The sequence below is a fragment of the Rhizobium beringeri genome, assembly GCF_004306515.1.
Taxonomy (GTDB): domain Bacteria; phylum Pseudomonadota; class Alphaproteobacteria; order Rhizobiales; family Rhizobiaceae; genus Rhizobium; species Rhizobium beringeri.
Genome location: NZ_SILG01000001.1, coordinates 2,291,296 through 2,308,098, shown reverse-complemented (window position 1 = coordinate 2,308,098; position 16,803 = coordinate 2,291,296). Strand labels below are relative to the sequence as shown.

At 61.6% G+C, this 16,803-nt stretch carries 13 protein-coding genes; 9 read left to right on the top strand and 4 right to left on the bottom strand.

The window, feature by feature from the left end; translation table 11 throughout:
* Nucleotides 1-8 precede the first annotated feature (8 nt).
* The 3 genes from ELH03_RS11625 to ELH03_RS11615 are packed head-to-tail and all read right to left on the bottom strand — an operon-like array spanning nt 9 to nt 2,294.
* Nucleotides 9-554: an AAA family ATPase gene (locus tag ELH03_RS11625; RefSeq protein ID WP_128404686.1), complete on the bottom strand. Its 546-nt coding sequence runs from the start codon at nt 552-554 to the stop codon at nt 9-11.
* A gap of 14 nt (nt 555-568) precedes the next feature.
* The gene (locus tag ELH03_RS11620; RefSeq protein ID WP_128404685.1) at nt 569-1,645 is read right to left on the bottom strand and encodes a D-alanine--D-alanine ligase family protein; all 1,077 of its coding nucleotides are present in this window, start codon (nt 1,643-1,645) and stop codon (nt 569-571) included.
* 34 nt (nt 1,646-1,679) lie between these two features.
* A complete protein-coding gene (locus ELH03_RS11615) occupies nt 1,680-2,294 on the bottom strand; it encodes a cysteine peptidase family C39 domain-containing protein (RefSeq protein ID WP_130658962.1) in 615 nt (204 codons plus the stop codon).
* A 172-nt stretch (nt 2,295-2,466) separates the two neighbouring features.
* Here ELH03_RS11615 and ELH03_RS11610 point away from each other — a divergent pair, with 172 nt between their 5' ends.
* Both ELH03_RS11610 and leuS read left to right on the top strand, forming a co-directional pair.
* Nucleotides 2,467-3,375, top strand: coding sequence for a LysR family transcriptional regulator (locus ELH03_RS11610; RefSeq protein WP_130658961.1), 909 nt, complete (start codon nt 2,467-2,469; stop codon nt 3,373-3,375).
* Nucleotides 3,376-3,770: 395 nt separating this feature from the next.
* Nucleotides 3,771-6,287, top strand: a complete 2,517-nt coding sequence (gene leuS, locus ELH03_RS11605) for a leucine--tRNA ligase (RefSeq protein ID WP_130766322.1) — start codon at nt 3,771-3,773, stop codon at nt 6,285-6,287.
* Nucleotides 6,288-6,344: 57 nt separating this feature from the next.
* Here the strand turns inward: leuS and ELH03_RS11600 are convergent, their stop codons facing one another.
* A complete protein-coding gene (locus ELH03_RS11600) occupies nt 6,345-7,388 on the bottom strand; it encodes a LacI family transcriptional regulator (protein ID WP_018074623.1) in 1,044 nt (347 codons plus the stop codon).
* Between the two features lie 454 nt (nt 7,389-7,842).
* Between ELH03_RS11600 and ELH03_RS11595 the strand changes: the two genes are divergently transcribed.
* The 7 genes from ELH03_RS11595 to ELH03_RS11565 all read left to right on the top strand — a co-directional run bounded on the left by ELH03_RS11595 (nt 7,843) and on the right by ELH03_RS11565 (nt 16,729).
* On the top strand, nt 7,843-9,078 hold the full coding sequence (locus tag ELH03_RS11595; protein ID WP_128404682.1) for an ABC transporter substrate-binding protein: 1,236 nt from the start codon (nt 7,843-7,845) through the stop codon (nt 9,076-9,078).
* A 184-nt stretch (nt 9,079-9,262) separates the two neighbouring features.
* On the top strand, nt 9,263-10,168 hold the full coding sequence (locus ELH03_RS11590; RefSeq protein WP_012757807.1) for a carbohydrate ABC transporter permease: 906 nt from the start codon (nt 9,263-9,265) through the stop codon (nt 10,166-10,168).
* Nucleotides 10,161-11,105 carry a carbohydrate ABC transporter permease gene (locus ELH03_RS11585; protein WP_130766321.1) on the top strand — a complete coding sequence of 315 codons (945 nt, stop codon included), beginning with the start codon at nt 10,161-10,163 and terminating at the stop codon, nt 11,103-11,105. The genes ELH03_RS11590 and ELH03_RS11585 overlap by 8 nt, the downstream gene beginning before the upstream one ends.
* 4 nt (nt 11,106-11,109) lie before the next feature.
* Nucleotides 11,110-12,201, top strand: coding sequence for an ABC transporter ATP-binding protein (locus tag ELH03_RS11580; protein ID WP_003540428.1), 1,092 nt, complete (start codon nt 11,110-11,112; stop codon nt 12,199-12,201).
* Between the two features lie 123 nt (nt 12,202-12,324).
* The gene (locus tag ELH03_RS11575; RefSeq protein ID WP_130766320.1) at nt 12,325-14,787 is read left to right on the top strand and encodes a beta-mannosidase; all 2,463 of its coding nucleotides are present in this window, start codon (nt 12,325-12,327) and stop codon (nt 14,785-14,787) included.
* A 37-nt stretch (nt 14,788-14,824) separates the two neighbouring features.
* Nucleotides 14,825-15,586, top strand: coding sequence for a sugar phosphate isomerase/epimerase family protein (locus tag ELH03_RS11570; RefSeq protein WP_128404679.1), 762 nt, complete (start codon nt 14,825-14,827; stop codon nt 15,584-15,586).
* A 9-nt stretch (nt 15,587-15,595) separates the two neighbouring features.
* Nucleotides 15,596-16,729 (top strand): Gfo/Idh/MocA family protein, encoded by a 1,134-nt coding sequence (locus ELH03_RS11565; RefSeq protein WP_130766319.1) that lies wholly within the window; start codon nt 15,596-15,598, stop codon nt 16,727-16,729.
* Nucleotides 16,730-16,803: the final 74 nt, after the last annotated feature.

Sequence of the window (16,803 nt, the reverse complement as noted above, 5' to 3'; positions counted from 1 at the left end):
GATCTCGTCTACTGCTGCCTCGTTTCCCGAGAGAGGCAGTCGAGGATGAAATCCGCCCGGTCTGCGACCGCAATTTTCGGCAGCGTGACGACGTCGTAGCCGAGCGTTGGATAGATCGCGGCCAACCGGTCATATTCTGCGACCGCCTCGTCGAAGCCATGGCGCCGCTCGGGGTCGGTCGTGTAGATTTCTGGCCATGGCGGGGTCAGAAAAACCCTCTGGTGATAGCGGTGGGCGACGCTCAATTTTTCCAGGATCGGTTCTCCGGTGAGGTGCTGAAGCGCTGCCGCCGCATCGACCAGCCCGCGATCGAAAAACGTCCAGCCGGTCTGCTCACGCGCCGCCGAATGGTCGGCGATCGCCATCTCGATCGCGCGACGAGCGAAGGCCGCCATGTCGACCCAGGGCAGGGCTGCGCCGTCGCCCTCGAGCTCTTGGCTGACGATCCGCCGGCCGGGCTCTTCGACGACGGCATGACCGCGGGCGGCAAGCTCCTGAAGCAGCGTCGATTTTCCGCCGCCGGAACATCCCGAAATCAAGACCGACTTGTTCATGTTCAAGCTCCCGCCTAGGCGGCCCGGCGGGCGCGCGCCAGGCCGTGGTCGACGAGCCTGTCGATGATTTCGGCGTAACCGACGCCGCTTGCCGCCATCGCTTTGGAATACATGCTGATATCGGTGAAGCCGGGGATGGTGTTGATTTCATTGACGAGGAACTGCATGTCATCAGTCAGGAAGAAGTCGATGCGGGCCATGCCGTCGCAACCGACGGCCCGGAAGGCTCTTGCGGCCACGTCGCGCATGGCGGCCTCGACCTCCTGCGGCAGCTCGGCCGGCACTTTCAGCGCCGCACCTTTCTCGTCGACATATTTGGCATCGTAACTGTAGAAGCCGTGGCTTTCCGCCGGCACGATCTCGCCCGGCCGAGAGACGAAGAGTTCTCCTGCCGCATCCTCCAGCACACTGAATTCGATCTCGCGGCCATGCACGAATTCTTCGGCGAGCAGCGTGCGATCGTGGCGGAAGGCTTCGGCAAGGGCGGGCGCGAATTCCTGGCTGGCATGGACCTTGGCGACGCCGACCGACGATCCCTGCCGCGCCGGCTTGATGAAGAGCGGCAGGCCGAGTTCACCTTCGAGGGCTGCCAGCGAAGGGGCAGCACCCTGGTGGATCGTCACCGCACGCGCTACCGGCAGGCCCGCCGCCCTCAGCAGGCGCTTGGCTATGTCCTTGTCGAGCGCTGCGGCGGAGCCGAGGATGCCGCAGCCGGCAAGCGGCACGCGAGCCACCTCCGCCACGCCTTGCACTGAGCCGTCTTCGCCATGGGGGCCGTGCAGCACGGGAAACAGGATGTCGATCCTTGCCAACTCATGCGGCGCGCCATGGGCCGAGATCGCGAGCATCCGGCCCCGTCCGCCCGGCACGAGGCAGATTTCGGTGCCCGATGAAGGCGTCGCCAATATGCCGTCTTCGAAACTGCTCAGCAGCCATTGTCCCGCGCGGGTGATGAAGATGGGGACGGCATCGTATTTTTCGGGCTTGAGTGCGCCCATGACATTGGTTGCCGAGAGCACGGAAACCTCATGCTCGGCCGAGCGGCCGCCGAAGAGCACGGCAATGCACAGCCTGTGTGGGGAAGGGGTCATGAAAACCTCCGAAACGATCTGGTGTTGAAAAGGGTCAGGCGTCGACCGATATGCCCCGATTGGCGAAGAAGCGGTCAAAGACGGCAAGCGGCAGCGTCACATCGGCCTGGCTGGCAGCGTCGTGGCCGGACGGGTTGTGGAAACGGATCGTCTTATCGCTGGCTGCCGTCACCAGCACCAGGTGTCCGCCTTTCGAGGGCGGCTCGCGTTCCGGCCAGCGGATGCCTGAATGCACCGAGGCGATGAAGAACCGCCGCCTCGACAGAAGGTCGGGAATGGCCGATGTCTCGACGCCGGTCATCGTCTCGGCGCTAAGCGCGAATCGGTTGGTGGCGAAGCTGACGAAGGGTGCGTAGATCAGCCCTTTGATCGTGGCGTCGATCTCGTTGACGACATAACCGCCATAGGCGGTGCAGGCGCGGGCAAGCTCGAGTGTCGGATGGATCTCGCCGCGCGCGGCAAGGATCATCTTCAGGCAGGCCATGCCGCAGACATTGGCCGCCCAGTGCGCATATTCCTCGATCGTCGCGGCCCCAGAGTGGCGCCAGAGCGGATCGCTGAGCAGAGCCTGCGATCCCTCGGCAAGCACCGGCAACGTCATGCCGGGTGTTTCCCATTGGCTGAAATAAGGCACGCCGCTCTGCTGCATCCTGTCGATATCCCTGTGGTTCGTCTCATGAGATGGCCGGCAATCTTGGCTTTTTTCGAACCGATGCCCCGCTTGCGAATCCAAGGCTAAGGTGCAGTTTCCTTCAGGTCCACTTAATTAAAATAAGTATATAGGTTAGAAATTATGGCCGATCGATCAAGGAGAAACAGGTTTGGATTTCTTCCGATTGCGCACGCTTCGCGAGCTTTCGCGCCGCGAGACGATGGCGGCGGTCGCCGACGCGTTGGGTATTTCCTCATCGGCCGTTTCTCAGCAGATCGCCCAACTGGAGGACGAAGTTGGAATCCCGCTCGTCCAGCGGCGCGGGCGAGGGGTGACGCTGACACCGGCCGGCCAGCGGCTCGTCCTGCATGCCGACCGGATATTCGCCGTCGTCGAGGAAGCCAAAACCGATATTGCCGAGCTGCAGAACATCGTCGCCGGCGACCTCCGGATCGCCACCCAACCGTCCTCGGCCTCGTCCTTCATTCCCGCTGCGATGCGCCAGCTCGCCATCGACCATCCGCATCTCGACATCGTCATGACGACGATGGGACCTGCCGAAGGCGTGGCAGCGCTCCGGGCCTGGCAGGCCGATATCGTCGTTGCCGACGACATATCCTTCGATCCAGATACGCTGGAGGGCACGGCCGACATGCTGTTCCTCTGCCGCGACCAGCTCTTCGTGCTTCTGCCCGCCGGCCATAGGCTGGGGAGCGAGCCCGTCATCGAACTCGCCCAGCTGAGGGATGAACATTGGGCGCTCGACGTTGCCTCCAGCGCCTATTGCAGGGCCATCCGCCAGGCTTGCCGTGATATTGGTTTCGAGCCCGTCATCAACGGTTTCAGCGACAGTTTCGAAGTCGTGTTCGCGCTTGTCGAAGCCGGATGCTCGATTTCGGTGATGCCTGGACTGGCGCTTCGAGATTTTGGCGAAAGCCTGACCGTCAAGCCGCTGGCGCCATCCACCTACCGGAGCATCTATGCGATTAGCCGGCGCGGCGAGGCGCGTAACCCGAAGATCGCGGCGGTGCTCGATCAACTGGCAAAGAGCGCGCCGCGGGATTTGAACAGGTCCTGATTTTCGCGCGAATGCACTCTTGGCAGGAGCGATCATATCGGGCACTCTTGGTTCATGGTTATGGCAACTCAAGCAGCAGACGTTCGCGCACGCGACGCACGACTTACCACCACGGCCTCCTGATCGGAGCCGGGTTAACACTGTCGTTTGCTTTCTCCTTATTTGCCTTGAGCCACCGTCCATGGACACCAGATCGTTTCCAAAGCCACATCGCGCTTTTTTCGTCCGGAGCGTCGTGCAGACGTCCTGCGCCGCAACTCCGCACGCGTTTCGACTTAGCCGCGGCTGCCGGACGTCACCGGAGCACCGGCAGCCGTAGCTGCTCCTGAACCAAAGAACGCCTCCATTTTTCAGGACACGCCGCCGCCAGAGCCGGCCGGCGCCAGGAGTGATACATGCCTTATGATCCCAGGACGATCGAACCGAAGTGGCAGGCCTATTGGGCCGATCACCATATTTTTCGCGCGGAAATCGATCCGGCCAGGCCGAAATTCTACGCGCTCGACATGTTTCCGTATCCTTCGGGCGCGGGCCTGCATGTTGGCCATCCCCTTGGCTACACTGCCACGGATATAATGTGCCGCTACAAACGTATGCGCGGCTTCAACGTCCTGCATCCGATGGGATGGGACAGTTTCGGCCTGCCGGCGGAGCGCCACGCGATGCGGACTGGTGTGCACCCCGATATCACGACGAAGCGCAATATCGAGACGTTTCGCGGACAGGTGCAGAGGTTGGGTTTCTCCTATGACTGGAGCCGCGAGTTGGCCACCACCGATCCTGCCTACGTGCGCTGGACGCAGTGGATATTCCTGAAGCTGTTCGAGAAGGGCCTCGCCTATCAAGCCGAGGTCGCGGTCAACTGGTGCCCGGCACAGAACGCCGTGCTCGCCGACGAGGAGGTCAAGGACGGGCGTTACGTCGAGACCGGCGATCCCGTCATCCGCCGCAGGATGCGCCAGTGGATGTTGCGCATCACCGCCTATGCCGACCGGCTGCTGGAGGGACTGGATGGCCTGGATTGGCCCGAAAGCCTGAAAACCATGCAGCGCAACTGGATCGGGCGTTCTGAAGGGGCCGAAATCCGTTTTTCGCTCGAGCAGGGCGCGGAGGGCATTACCGTCTTCACGACGCGCCCCGAAACCCTATTCGGAGCAAGCTATGTCGTGCTCGCACCGGAGCATCCCGATGTCGCCACCACCGTCACGCCCGAAGCACGAGAGGCGGTTGACGCCTATATTGCCGAGGCCGAGGCATTGGAGGAAACGACGCGTACCGATGCTGGACGCGAGAAGACCGGCGTCTTCACCGGCGCCTATGCGGTCAATCCCGCCACCGGCGCCCGGCTGCCGATCTGGGTGGCCGATTACGTCCTGGCGGGCTACGGCACCGGCGCCTTGATGGCGGTGCCGGCCCATGATGCGCGGAACCACGCCTTTGCCTGCGCACACGGCCTGCCGATCATTCGCGTGATCGACAGTGCGGACGACATCGAAAACGCGGCTTTTGAGGGCGAGGGGAGGATGGTTGATTCCGGCTTCCTGAATGGTCTGGCCGCGCCGGAGGCCAGGAAAGCCATGATTGCCTGGCTGCAGGCGAGCGGCGCAGGCTGGCCCAAGGTCACCTATCGCCTACGCGATTGGCTGTTTTCCCGCCAGCGCTACTGGGGCGAGCCGATACCGGTGCTGCATCTGGCTGATGGCTCGGTGATACCGCTGCCCGAGGAATGCCTGCCGCTGCTGCCGCCTGAACTGGACGACTACGCCCCGACGCCGGATGGCGAACCGCCGCTTGCCCGTGCGCATGCCTGGGTCGAAATGATCGTGCCAGGCACCGACATTCCGGCATGGCGGGAGACTAACACGATGCCGCAATGGGCGGGCTCCTGCTGGTATTTTCTGAGATTCCTCGATCCCGGCAACGCCCGCGAACCCGTCGGGCGCGAGGCCGAGCGCTATTGGATGCCGGTTGATCTCTACGTGGGCGGTGCCGAACATGCGGTCCTGCATCTGCTCTATGCCCGCTTCTGGCACAAGGTTCTTTACGATATCGGGGTCGTTTCGACAGAAGAGCCGTTCCAGCGTCTGTTCAACCAGGGCATGATCCTTGCTCATTCCTACCGCGATACGGCGGGCCGGTATTACGCGCCGTCTTCCGTCGTCGAAGAGGAGGGCAGATGGTTCGCTGGGCCGGTCGAAGTGGAGCGCGCCGTCGAGAAGATGTCGAAGTCGCAGCTGAACGTTGTCAATCCCGACGATGTTGTCGATCAATTCGGGGCCGACGCCTTGCGGTTGTACGAGATGTTCATGGGGCCTCTGGATGCGGCAAAACCCTGGCAGACGGCTGGCGTGATCGGTGTGCGCCGGTTTCTGGAGCGTGCCTGGCGTATTGTTTGCGACGAGAGCGACGGACTCTCCGCAGCGGTGCGGGAGGCGGCTCCGAGCCCGCAGCTTCTGTGCTTGCGCCACCAGACGGTGAAGACCGTGACGGCGGATATCGAAGCAATTCGGTTCAACACCGCGGTTTCCCGGCTGATGGAACTGGCCAACGCACTGACGTTGGAAGCCGCGCGTCCGCGCGAAGTGGTGGAGACATTCGTGCTGTTGCTGGCACCCTTTGCGCCCCACATCGCGGAGGAGTTATGGAGCAAGCTTGGTCACGGGGAAACACTGACATGGGTCTCCTGGCCGACCTTCGACCCAGCGATGATCGAGATGGAAACCCGCGAATATGTGGTGCAGATCAACGGCAAGGTTCGCCACCGCTTCGAAGCCGCCGCCGATCTCGGCGAGGCGCTGCTGGCAGCGGCGCGATCGGAACCCGCTGTCATGGCCTTGCTCGACGGCAGAATGGTGGTCAAGGAAGTTCTGGTCCCGGGGCGACTGGTGAATTTCGTCGTCGAAGACCTGTGATGATCCAAAGCTGATCGTCGGACTTGAGCCCGACGGTCCGTTCCCTCAACCGACCGCCTACCTGCCGCTCTCCGGCCAGGTCGGCTGGCTTACGCTCTGCAGCAGTTCCGGTTCGACGCCGTCGATGCGGGCGATGACGGCTTTGGCCATTTCGCGGCCGGCTTGGCGCACGTCTTCCTGGGCGGTTATGATCTCGGGGCGGATCCAGTTCAGGATCGGTACCGATTGCTTGGAGACCATGTCGAGATCGCGGCCGAGCGCCTTGCCGGCGGCCTCGATGCCGGCATTGACGGCGATCGCCGCGCTGCCAGCCGAACAGACGATGCCGTCGGGGGCGTTGGCCGAGCGCATCATCACCTCGACGATGTCGCGGATGTCGGCGAGCGGTGCGTCGGTGTTGACGCGCAGCGGCACTTCCTCGGCGCCGTAGTCATGCAGGCCGGTCTGGAAGCCGATGCGGATATGGGCGTAGTAGGTGAGCTTGCTCGGCGGCTGCAGCAGGGCGATGCGGCGCCGGCCGCGCTTGACCAGCTTTTCCACCGCCTGATGGGCGAAGGCCTCGTTGTCGAAATCGTGGAAGGGGTGCGTGAGACCCGCATCGGTGCGCCCATGCGTGGCAAAGGGCATGCCGCGCTCGCTCAGCAGCCTTACGCGCGGATCGTCCGGCTCGATGCGCGAGATGATGACGCCGTCGGCCGAACCGGTATCGAGGATATAGCGCACCGGCAGCATCGGGTCCTTGCTGTGGGAATGCGGTGTGATGACGATATGATAGGGCGTGCCGGATAGCACCTCGGAGATGCCGAAGACCATCTGGCTCGAGAAGCCCATGATCTCCTCGTCGATGCTGAGGACGAGGGCGATGACATTGGTCTTGCCGGTGCGCAGGCGCACGCCCGCCCTGTTCGGCTGGTAGCCGAGCTGGCGGGCGACCATGCGCACCCGCTCCTTGGTTTCCGCCCCGATATCCGGCGCATCCTTCAGCGCCCGCGACACCGTCGTCACGCCAAGGCCGGTCATGAAGGCGATCGTCTTCAACGTCGGGCGCTCGCGCGCTGCCGGCGTCGATGCCGCGTTCCCGAAATTTCCCTTGTTTTCCATCCCTTTAGGCCTGCCTCGCGCGAATTGGTGCCGCTTATAGAGGCTTTTTCCAGCGTCGTAAGCCCGCCGCCTGCCAAAATCGCGCCTCCCTGAGGAATGCAATCTGTAACGATACAGTAGAAATGTCGAGTGCTTTTTGTTGTGTGCGTTGCAACATTGTACGTATAGGTTGAATCGGCAATTCTTGCTCTGTTTTTTTGCGATTGCGAAGAGGTTGAATTGGACGGCTAAATTTATCGCATAAAATTACTATGTATATTCAACTAGATAAATCGAAAACGCATGTGCGAGAACGGCCGACTGAATATCGCTTCAGGGGATGCGGCGCTTCTGATGGAAACAGGCAGAAGTAGCAATTCCCGTTATTGCGGAAAAATTTGCCTGCGGGCAGTTGCGTGGAGAAATCGATTGATCTAAGTTTTTCCGGCAACGTTTCAGTGAGGGAGGAGAACTCATGAAAATCCGTATGATGGCGGCCCTGCTTGCCGCTTCAGCCGCGCTTCCGTTCGGCGCCGCAAATGCCACCGATCTCGAAGTCACGCACTGGTGGACTTCGGGTGGCGAATCAGCTGCCGTCGCCGAACTGGCAAAGGCATTCGACGCCACCGGCAACCACTGGGTCGACGGCGCGATCGCCGGTTCCGGCGGCACTGCCCGTCCAATCATGATCAGCCGCATCACCGGCGGCGACCCGATGGGCGCCACCCAGTTCAACCATGGCCGCCAGGCCGAGGAACTCGTTCAGGCCGGCCTGATGCGCGATCTGACCGATGTGGCGACCGCCGAGCACTGGAAGGACATCGTTCGTCCGTCGAGCCTGCTCGATTCCTGCACCATCGACGGCAAGATCTACTGCGCTCCCGTCAATATCCACTCCTGGCAGTGGCTGTGGCTTTCGAACGCCGCCTTCAAGAAGGCCGGCGTCGAGGTTCCGAAGAACTGGGACGAGTTCGTTGCTGCCGCTCCGGCTCTCGAAAAGGCTGGTATCATTCCGCTCGCCGTCGGCGGTCAGCCGTGGCAGGCGACAGGCGCCTTCGACGTGCTGATGGTTGCTGTCGCCGGCAAGGATACCTTCAACAAGGTGTTCAAGGACAAGGATGCGGAAGTTGCTGCCGGTCCTGAAATCGCCAAGGTGTTCAAGGCCGCCGACGACGCTCGGCGCATGGCCAAAGGCAGTAACGTCCAGGATTGGAACCAGGCCACCAACCTTGTCATCACAGGCAAGGCCGGCGGCCAGATCATGGGCGACTGGGCGCAGGGTGAGTTCGCGCTCGCCGGTCAGAAGGCTGGTACCGACTATACCTGCCTGCCGGGCCTCGGCGTGAACGAGATCATCTCGACTGGCGGCGACGCCTTCTACTTCCCGCTGCTGAAGGACGAAGAAAAGTCCAAGGCGCAGGCCGTGCTTGCCAAGACCCTGCTCGATCCCAAGACCCAGGTTGCCTTTAACCTGAAGAAGGGTTCGCTGCCGGTTCGCGGCGACGTCGATCTCGCCGCCGCCAACGATTGCATGAAGAAGGGTCTCGACATCCTGGCCAAGGGCAACGTGATCCAAGGCACCGACCAGCTGCTTTCGGCTGACAGCCAGAAGCAGAAGGAAGACCTCTTCTCCGAATTCTTCGCCAATCCGTCGATGACGCCGGAAGACGCTCAAAAGCGTTTTGCCGGGATCATCGCTTCTGCTGACTGATCAGCAGATTCGCTGCTCTTGCGGTCCGGCTCCCATGGGGGCCGGATCGTTCCGGACGGTCGGTGATGGTCCGGCGGGCGGCGAGGTCTCTCCGGCATCTTCAGCAGGTATCGGAGGTGGAGACGACAGGCGGCGACTTGCCGATCTGTCACTGGTCGCAGTTGCGATTTGAGGAGAAGTATTCATGACGGGTCAAGCGCGAGCAGGCCGGCCAAATAAGTTGCTGCGCAATCTGAATGCCAAGATTGCGTCCATTCCGATGATCCTGACGGCGCTGGTGATTTTTGTCGGCGGCACGTTTTGGACGATCTTTTATTCTTTCACCAATTCCAAGCTCCTTCCGCGTTTGAGCTTTGTCGGCTTCGATCAGTACCAGCGCCTCTGGGCTGCGCCGCGCTGGGTGACGGCGATCGAGAATCTGGCTGTCTACGGCATCCTCTCGCTGATCTTCAGCCTGGTCATCGGTTTCATGCTCGCCGCGCTGATGGACCAGAAGATCCGTTTCGAAAACACCTTCCGCACCATCTTTCTCTATCCCTTCGCGCTGTCCTTCATCGTTACGGGCCTCGTCTGGCAATGGGTTCTGAATCCCGATTTCGGCATTCAGGCAGTGGTGCGCTCGATCGGGTGGACGAGTTTCACCTTCAATCCGCTCTATACGCCTGAAATCGTCATCTACGGCATTCTGATCGCGGCGCTGTGGCAGGGAACGGGTCTCGTCATGTGCCTGATGCTTGCCGGCCTGCGTGGGATCGATGAGGACATCTGGAAAGCGGCGCGTGTGGACGGCATTCCGATGTGGAGGACCTATCTCTTCATCGTCATCCCGATGATGCGGCCGGTCTTCATTACGACGATCGTCATCATCGCCTCCGGCATCGTCAAGGTCTACGACCTCGTGGTCGCGCAGACATCGGGCGGACCGGGCATTTCCTCGGAAGTGCCGGCGAAATATGTCTACGATTACATGTTCCAGGCGCAAAACCTGGGGCAGGGCTTTGCTGCCTCGACCATGATGCTCGTCACAGTCGCGATCATTATCGTTCCGTGGGCCTATCTGGAATTCGGCGGAGGGCGCAAGCGTGGCTGATGTAGGAACTCTCAACACCACGGCTGCGGGCATCGACGCCGTCGCGCCGAAACTCGGCGAGGGCCCCACCGGCCCCCGGCCGCGCCCGGCGGTGTCGGCGCGCAACATCATGCTCTACGGCACACTGACGATCGCAGCGCTCTACTATCTGCTGCCGCTCTATGTGATGGTCGTGACGTCGCTGAAGGGCATGCCGGAAATCCGTCTCGGCAACATCTTTTCTCCGCCGATGGAGATCACCTTCGAACCCTGGGTGAAAGCCTGGGCGCAGGCCTGCACCGGCCTCAACTGCGATGGCCTGTCGCGCGGCTTCTGGAATTCGGTGCGCATCACGGTGCCGTCGGTGATCATCTCGATCGCGATTGCCTCGGTGAACGGTTATGCGCTGGCAAACTGGCGCTTCAGAGGATCCGAGCTTTTCTTCTCGATCCTCATCGTCGGCGCATTTATTCCCTATCAGGTGATGATCTATCCGATCGTCATCATCCTGCGCGAAATCGGCATCTACGGCACGCTGACCGGCCTCGTCGCCGTGCATTCGATCTTCGGCATGCCGATCCTGACGCTGCTCTTCCGCAACTATTTCGTGTCGCTGCCGGAGGAACTGTTCAAGGCGGCGCGTGTCGACGGTGCGGGCTTCTGGCAGATCTTCCTGCGGATCATGCTGCCGATGTCGCTGCCGATCTTCGTCGTCGCGATGATCCTGCAGGTGACCGGCATCTGGAACGACTTCCTGTTCGGCGTGGTCTTCACCCGGCCGGATACCTATCCGATGACCGTGCAGCTCAATAACATCGTCAATTCCGTCCAGGGCGTGAAGGAATACAACGTCAACATGGCGGCAACGATCCTCACCGGTCTCGTGCCGCTCATCGTCTACTTCGTGTCGGGACGGCTGTTCGTCCGTGGCATCGCCGCCGGCGCAGTGAAGGGTTGATCTCATGAATATGAATGCAAGCGTCTCCATCAAGGATCTGTCCCTGAACTTCGGTGCGGTGAGCGTGCTGAAGGATCTCAATCTCGACATCAACGACGGCGAATTCCTCGTGCTGCTCGGCTCCTCCGGCTGCGGCAAGTCGACCTTGCTGAATTGCATTGCCGGCCTGCTCGACGCCTCGGAAGGGCAGATCTTCATCAAGGGCAAGAACGTCACCTGGGAAGAGCCGAAGGACCGCGGCATCGGCATGGTGTTCCAGTCATATGCGCTCTATCCGCAGATGACCGTTGAGAAGAACCTGTCCTTCGGTCTTCGCGTCGCCAAGGTGCCGCAGGCAGAGATCGACAAGCGGGTGGCGCGCGCTTCCGAAATCCTGCAGATTCAGCCGCTCCTGAAGCGCAAGCCGGCCGAGCTTTCCGGCGGCCAGCGCCAGCGCGTGGCGATCGGCCGGGCACTGGTGCGCGATGTCGACGTCTTCCTGTTCGACGAGCCGCTGTCCAACCTCGACGCCAAGCTCCGCTCGGAGTTGCGCGTTGAGATCAAGCGCCTGCACCAGTCGCTGAAGAACACGATGATCTACGTCACCCACGACCAGATCGAGGCGCTGACGCTTGCCGACCGCATCGCCATCATGAAGAGCGGCATCATCCAGCAGCTCGACGATCCGACGACAATCTACAACAGGCCGCGCAATCTGTTTGTTGCCGGCTTCATCGGCTCGCCGTCGATGAATTTCCTGCACGGCGAGCTGGTCAAGTCAGGCGACGGCATTGCCTTTTTGGCCAACGGCGTCATTTTCTCGCTCGCTGCCTACGACGCCAGCGAGACGCTGCAGCCCGGCCGCAAGGTGGTTCTCGGCGTTCGTCCAGAACACATCAAGGTCAACGAGAATACCGGCGGCGAAGAACATGACGCCACCGTCGATATCGAGGAGCCGATGGGCGCGGACAATCTGCTGTGGCTGAAACATGCCGGTCACACGATGTCGGTACGTGTCAACGGCGCACGCCGCTTCAACGTCGGAGCCAAGGTGAAGCTCAGCTTCGACATGACGGTCGCCTCGGTCTTCGATGCCGAAAGCGAGCTGCGTCTCTAGAGAACTATGCGGGCGGGGCCGAAATGGCGCCGCCTTACCTCCAATCGGCCATCAGGCCAGCCAAATTCGGCCGCGGTCCGGCTTGTCCGGCGATCCCAGGAGCGGCCCGATCGGGATACGACTATGACATCCTTGCCGAAGAACGGTTTCAACATCGACCTTTCCGGTTCGTGGCAGCTAGCCTCCGTCGACGGCGAGATCCGCACTGCGATCATCTTGCCGGGCGACGTGCACACCGCGCTCCACCGCGCAAGCCTGATCCCCGATCCCTATTTCGGCCGCAACGAGGAAAAGGTGCAGTGGGTCGCCGAGCGCGAATGGGCGGTCGAGCGCAGCTTCACGCTTCCTAAGGTCGAAGGCGACTGGTATCTCGATATCGATTATCTCGACACGGTCGCCAGCGTCCACGTCAACGGCTTCCTGGCGCTCGAAGCCGACAACAGCTTTCGCCGCTACCGGCCCGATGTCTCCAGCATGCTGAAATCAGGCGACAACAGCATCCGCATCGTCTTTGCCTCCAGCATCGCCATTGCTGCTGCGCGGCAGAAGCAGCAGCCCTTCTACATTCCCTATAGCACCGGCAATTCGCCAATCCCCGACGGCAACATGCTGCGCAAGCCGCAATGCCATTTCGGCTGGGACTGGAACATCGCCATTGCGCCGCTCGGCCTTTACGGGACGATCGCGCTGAAAAAGCTCGAAACGGCGCGCATCGAACACGTCGTCACCCGCCAGACCCACAATAATGACGGTTCGGTCGATCTCAAAGTGACGGCGACGCTGTTTTCCAAGGGGCCAGACATTGCCCAGGTCTATTTCGAGCTCGACGGCGAGCGCGTGCGCCTGGATGTCGGCGTCAATGGCGAGACCCATGTCAACCACCTCTTCCATATCGACAATCCGCGCCTCTGGTGGCCGTCTGGCAGCGGCGAGCAGGCGCTCTACAGGCTTTCTGTCCAATTGCCGACGGATGAGGTGACCAAGCAGATCGGCCTTCGCACCATCGAACTGATCACCACGCCGGATGCGTCAGGCAGCCGCTTCGCCTTCAAGGTCAACGGCCGCGAGATTTTCTGCCGCGGCGCCAACTGGATCCCGGCCGACGCGCTATTTTCGCTGTCTTCGCCCGAGAAGACCGAGGACCTGCTGCAATCGGCCAAAGCCGCCAATATGAACATGATCCGCGTCTGGGGCGGCGGCTTCTACGAGCAGGATCATTTCTATGATCTCTGCGACCGACTGGGCCTCATGGTCTGGCAGGACTTCATGTTCGCCTGCAACCTCTACCCCTCGACCGAGGACTTCCTCGACAATGTAACGATCGAGGTCGATTACCAGGTGCGCCGGCTCTCCTCGCATGCCTCGATCGTGCTCTGGTGCGGCGACAACGAACTGGTCGGAGCGCTCACCTGGTTCGAGGAATCGAGGAAGGACCGCGACCGCTATCTCGTCTCCTATGATCGCCTCAACCGCACCATCGAGCAGGCGGTGAAGAACGCGCTGCCCGGCGCGCTCTGGTGGCCGTCGAGCCCGGCGTCCGGCTATCTCGATTTTGGCGACGCCTGGCATGCGGACGGATCCGGCGACATGCATTACTGGTCGGTCTGGCACGAGAACAAGTCGTTCGACAATTACCGTTCGGTGCGTCCGCGCTTCTGCTCGGAATTCGGCTTCCAGTCCTATACCTCGCTGCCTGTGATCAGGACCTATGCCGAGGAGAAGGACATGAACGTCGCTTCACCCGTCATGGAACTGCACCAGAAGAATGCCGGCGGCAACGAGCGCATCGCCGGCACGATGTTCCGTTATTTCCGCTTCCCTAAGGATTTTCCGAACTTCGTCTATCTCTCCCAGATCCAGCAGGGGCTGGCGATCAAGACGGCGGTGGAATACTGGCGGTCGCTCAAACCCCATTGCATGGGCACGATCTACTGGCAGCTCAACGACACGTGGCCGGTGGCCTCGTGGTCGAGCCTCGACTATGGCGGCCGCTGGAAGGCGATGCACTACCTCGTCAAGCGCTTCTTCCAGCCGGTCGCGGTTGCTGCCATTCCTTCCGATGACGGAAAGACGATCCGCTTCTCGCTGGTCAACGACACGCTTGCCGATGTCAGCGTTGATCTTGCAGTCTCGATCCTGACGGTAAAGGGCGAACGCCGGCACCTGAAAGACGTGCAGGCTGTGTGTTCGCCGGATGCGGCCGTCACTGCCACAAGCATCGACGTCTCCGATATTCCCGAGGGAACGCTGCTTGCCTGGCACTTCACCGCGTCGAACGGCACGGGCGGCGAGGGGCATTACGTCAACGGCACCTACAAGGCGCTGGAGCTGGAGCCCGCGGGGCTGACAGTCACCCACGAATATATCGAGGAGAATGGCTCCGTCGACATCAACGTCACCGCTAGGGGACTTGCGCTTTTCGTGATGATCGAGACCGAGACGGAGGGCAAATATTCCGACAACGCCTTCGATCTTGCGGCCGGTGAGAGCCGCCGCATCACCTTTACCCCGGCACGGCCGCTTGATCGTGGCGCGCTTCCGGAGTTCCGGTTCTACGACCTGTATTCCTGCCAGTCGGCGGATTGATCTTGCAAGAATGGGCACGAGGCCCAAGGAGAACATGATGACGAAACTCAGCTACCAGCTCTATAGCGCCCGCAACTTCCAGCCCTATTCGGCGATCTTCGAAAAGCTCGGCAAATCAGGCTACGCGGAGGTCGAGGGCTTCGGCGGCATTTATGCCGATCTCGACGATGCCGGGCTGAAGAGCCTTCGCGCCGACCTCGACAAGAACGGCCTGGTGATGGCGACCGGTCATTTCAGCCCCGATTTCCTGGAGAAGGAGGTCGAGAAGTCGCTGAACATTGCCAAGATCCTCGGCATGGATTCGATCTATGCACCGCATCTGGCGGCCGAGGAACGCCCGTCCGACGCTGCCGGCTGGGTCGCCTTCGGCAAGCGGCTGCAGGAGATCAGCAAGCCCTACAAGGCTGCCGGCTACGAATTTGGCTGGCACAATCATGATTTCGAATTCTTCAAGCTGCAGGATGGCTCGCGGCCGATCGAGTACATCTTTGAAGGCGCGCCCGACATTTCCTGGGAGGCCGATATCGCCTGGGTCATCCGCGGCGGCGCCGATCCCTTCGCCTGGATCGAGAAGCTCGGACCGCGCATCACCGCCGTGCATGTCAAGGACATCGCACCGGCCGGCGAGGCGACGGATGAGAGCGGCTGGGCCGATGTCGGTCACGGCAAGGTCGAGTGGGCCAGGCTGATGACGGCGTTGCGCGCCACCAAGGCCAAGCACTACGTCGTCGAACACGACAACCCGAATGACATCGACCGCAACATCAGCCGCTCGATCGCATCCTTCCAGACCTACTGAGGCTTCATCATGACCAAGGAACTTGGCGTCGGCATCATCGGATGCGGCAACATCTCCACCACTTACTTCTCGCTGGCACCGCTCTTCAAGGGGCTGAAGGTGCTGGCCTGCGCCGATATCAACGCGCAGGCGGCCGAGGCGCGGGCCGAGGAATATGGCGTCAAAGCGCAGACGATCGACGAGCTTCTCGTCAATGACGAGATCGACGTCGTCGTCAACCTGACGATCCCGGATGCGCATTTCCGGGTATCGAAGGCGATCCTCGAGGCCGGAAAACACGTCTATTCCGAAAAGCCGCTGGTGCTTTCGCTCGAAGAGGGCGAGGAGCTTCGCCGTATCGCCAAGCAGAAGAACCTTGCCGTCGGCTGCGCGCCTGACACTTTCCTCGGCGGCGCCCATCAACTCGCCCGCAAGTTCATCGATGACGGCGGCATCGGCCGGGTGACCTCGGGCGCCTGCTACGTGATGAGCCCCGGCATGGAGATGTGGCATCCGAACCCGGATTTCTTCTTCCTGCCGGGCGGCGGCCCGATCCTCGATCTCGGCCCCTATTACATCGCTAATCTGATCAATCTGATCGGCCCGGTGAAGCGCGTCGGCGGCATGACCTCGATGGCGTCGCCCACCCGCACGATCACCAGCGAGCCGCGCAATGGCGAGATCATCCCGGTCAAGACGCCGACGACGATCCAGGCGCTGCTCGAATTCGTCAACGGTGCCACGGTGACGCTGACGGCGAGCTGGGATGTGTGGTCGCACCGCCATGCCAATATGGAGCTCTACGGCACCGATGGCTCGCTCTACGTGCCGGACCCGAACTTCTTCGGCGGCGTCGTCGAGGCCAGCGGCCGCGACAAGGACATCAAGCCGCTCGACGCCTGGGAGCATCCATTCGGCAAGATCAACCAGGAAAACCCGAACGGCGCGCGCGCCAATTACCGCACCGCCGGCCTTGCCGACATGGTGATGTCGCTGATCGAAGGCCGCGATGCGCGCTGCTCGCTGGACCGCACGCTGCACGGCGTCGACGTCATGACCTCGATCCTGAAATCGGGCGAGGAGGGCCGTTTCATCGACCTGACCACCACCTGCACGCAGCCGGCCGCCCTCGGCATCGAAGAAGCGCAGGCGCTCTTGAAGTAGGCCTGCGACACTCTATTGTCGGCGCGGGCGACGAGCCCGCGCCTTTTTGCTTCGATCGTTTGTTACGCGCAATT

Excerpts from the sequence above, each read along its gene's own strand:
- ELH03_RS11575 (WP_130766320.1), top strand. The coding sequence starts at position 12,325 with ATGACATCCTTGCCGAAGAACGGTTTCAACATCGACCTTTCCGGTTCG.
- ELH03_RS11565 (WP_130766319.1), top strand. The coding sequence starts at position 15,596 with ATGACCAAGGAACTTGGCGTCGGCATCATCGGATGCGGCAACATCTCC.
- ELH03_RS11595 (WP_128404682.1), top strand. The coding sequence starts at position 7,843 with ATGAAAATCCGTATGATGGCGGCCCTGCTTGCCGCTTCAGCCGCGCTT.
- ELH03_RS11615 (WP_130658962.1), bottom strand. The coding sequence starts at position 2,294 with ATGCAGCAGAGCGGCGTGCCTTATTTCAGCCAATGGGAAACACCCGGC.
- ELH03_RS11625 (WP_128404686.1), bottom strand. The coding sequence starts at position 554 with ATGAACAAGTCGGTCTTGATTTCGGGATGTTCCGGCGGCGGAAAATCG.
- ELH03_RS11580 (WP_003540428.1), top strand. The coding sequence starts at position 11,110 with ATGAATATGAATGCAAGCGTCTCCATCAAGGATCTGTCCCTGAACTTC.
- ELH03_RS11570 (WP_128404679.1), top strand. The coding sequence starts at position 14,825 with ATGACGAAACTCAGCTACCAGCTCTATAGCGCCCGCAACTTCCAGCCC.
- ELH03_RS11600 (WP_018074623.1), bottom strand. The coding sequence starts at position 7,388 with ATGGAAAACAAGGGAAATTTCGGGAACGCGGCATCGACGCCGGCAGCG.
- ELH03_RS11620 (WP_128404685.1), bottom strand. The coding sequence starts at position 1,645 with ATGACCCCTTCCCCACACAGGCTGTGCATTGCCGTGCTCTTCGGCGGC.
- leuS (WP_130766322.1), top strand. The coding sequence starts at position 3,771 with ATGCCTTATGATCCCAGGACGATCGAACCGAAGTGGCAGGCCTATTGG.
- ELH03_RS11590 (WP_012757807.1), top strand. The coding sequence starts at position 9,263 with ATGACGGGTCAAGCGCGAGCAGGCCGGCCAAATAAGTTGCTGCGCAAT.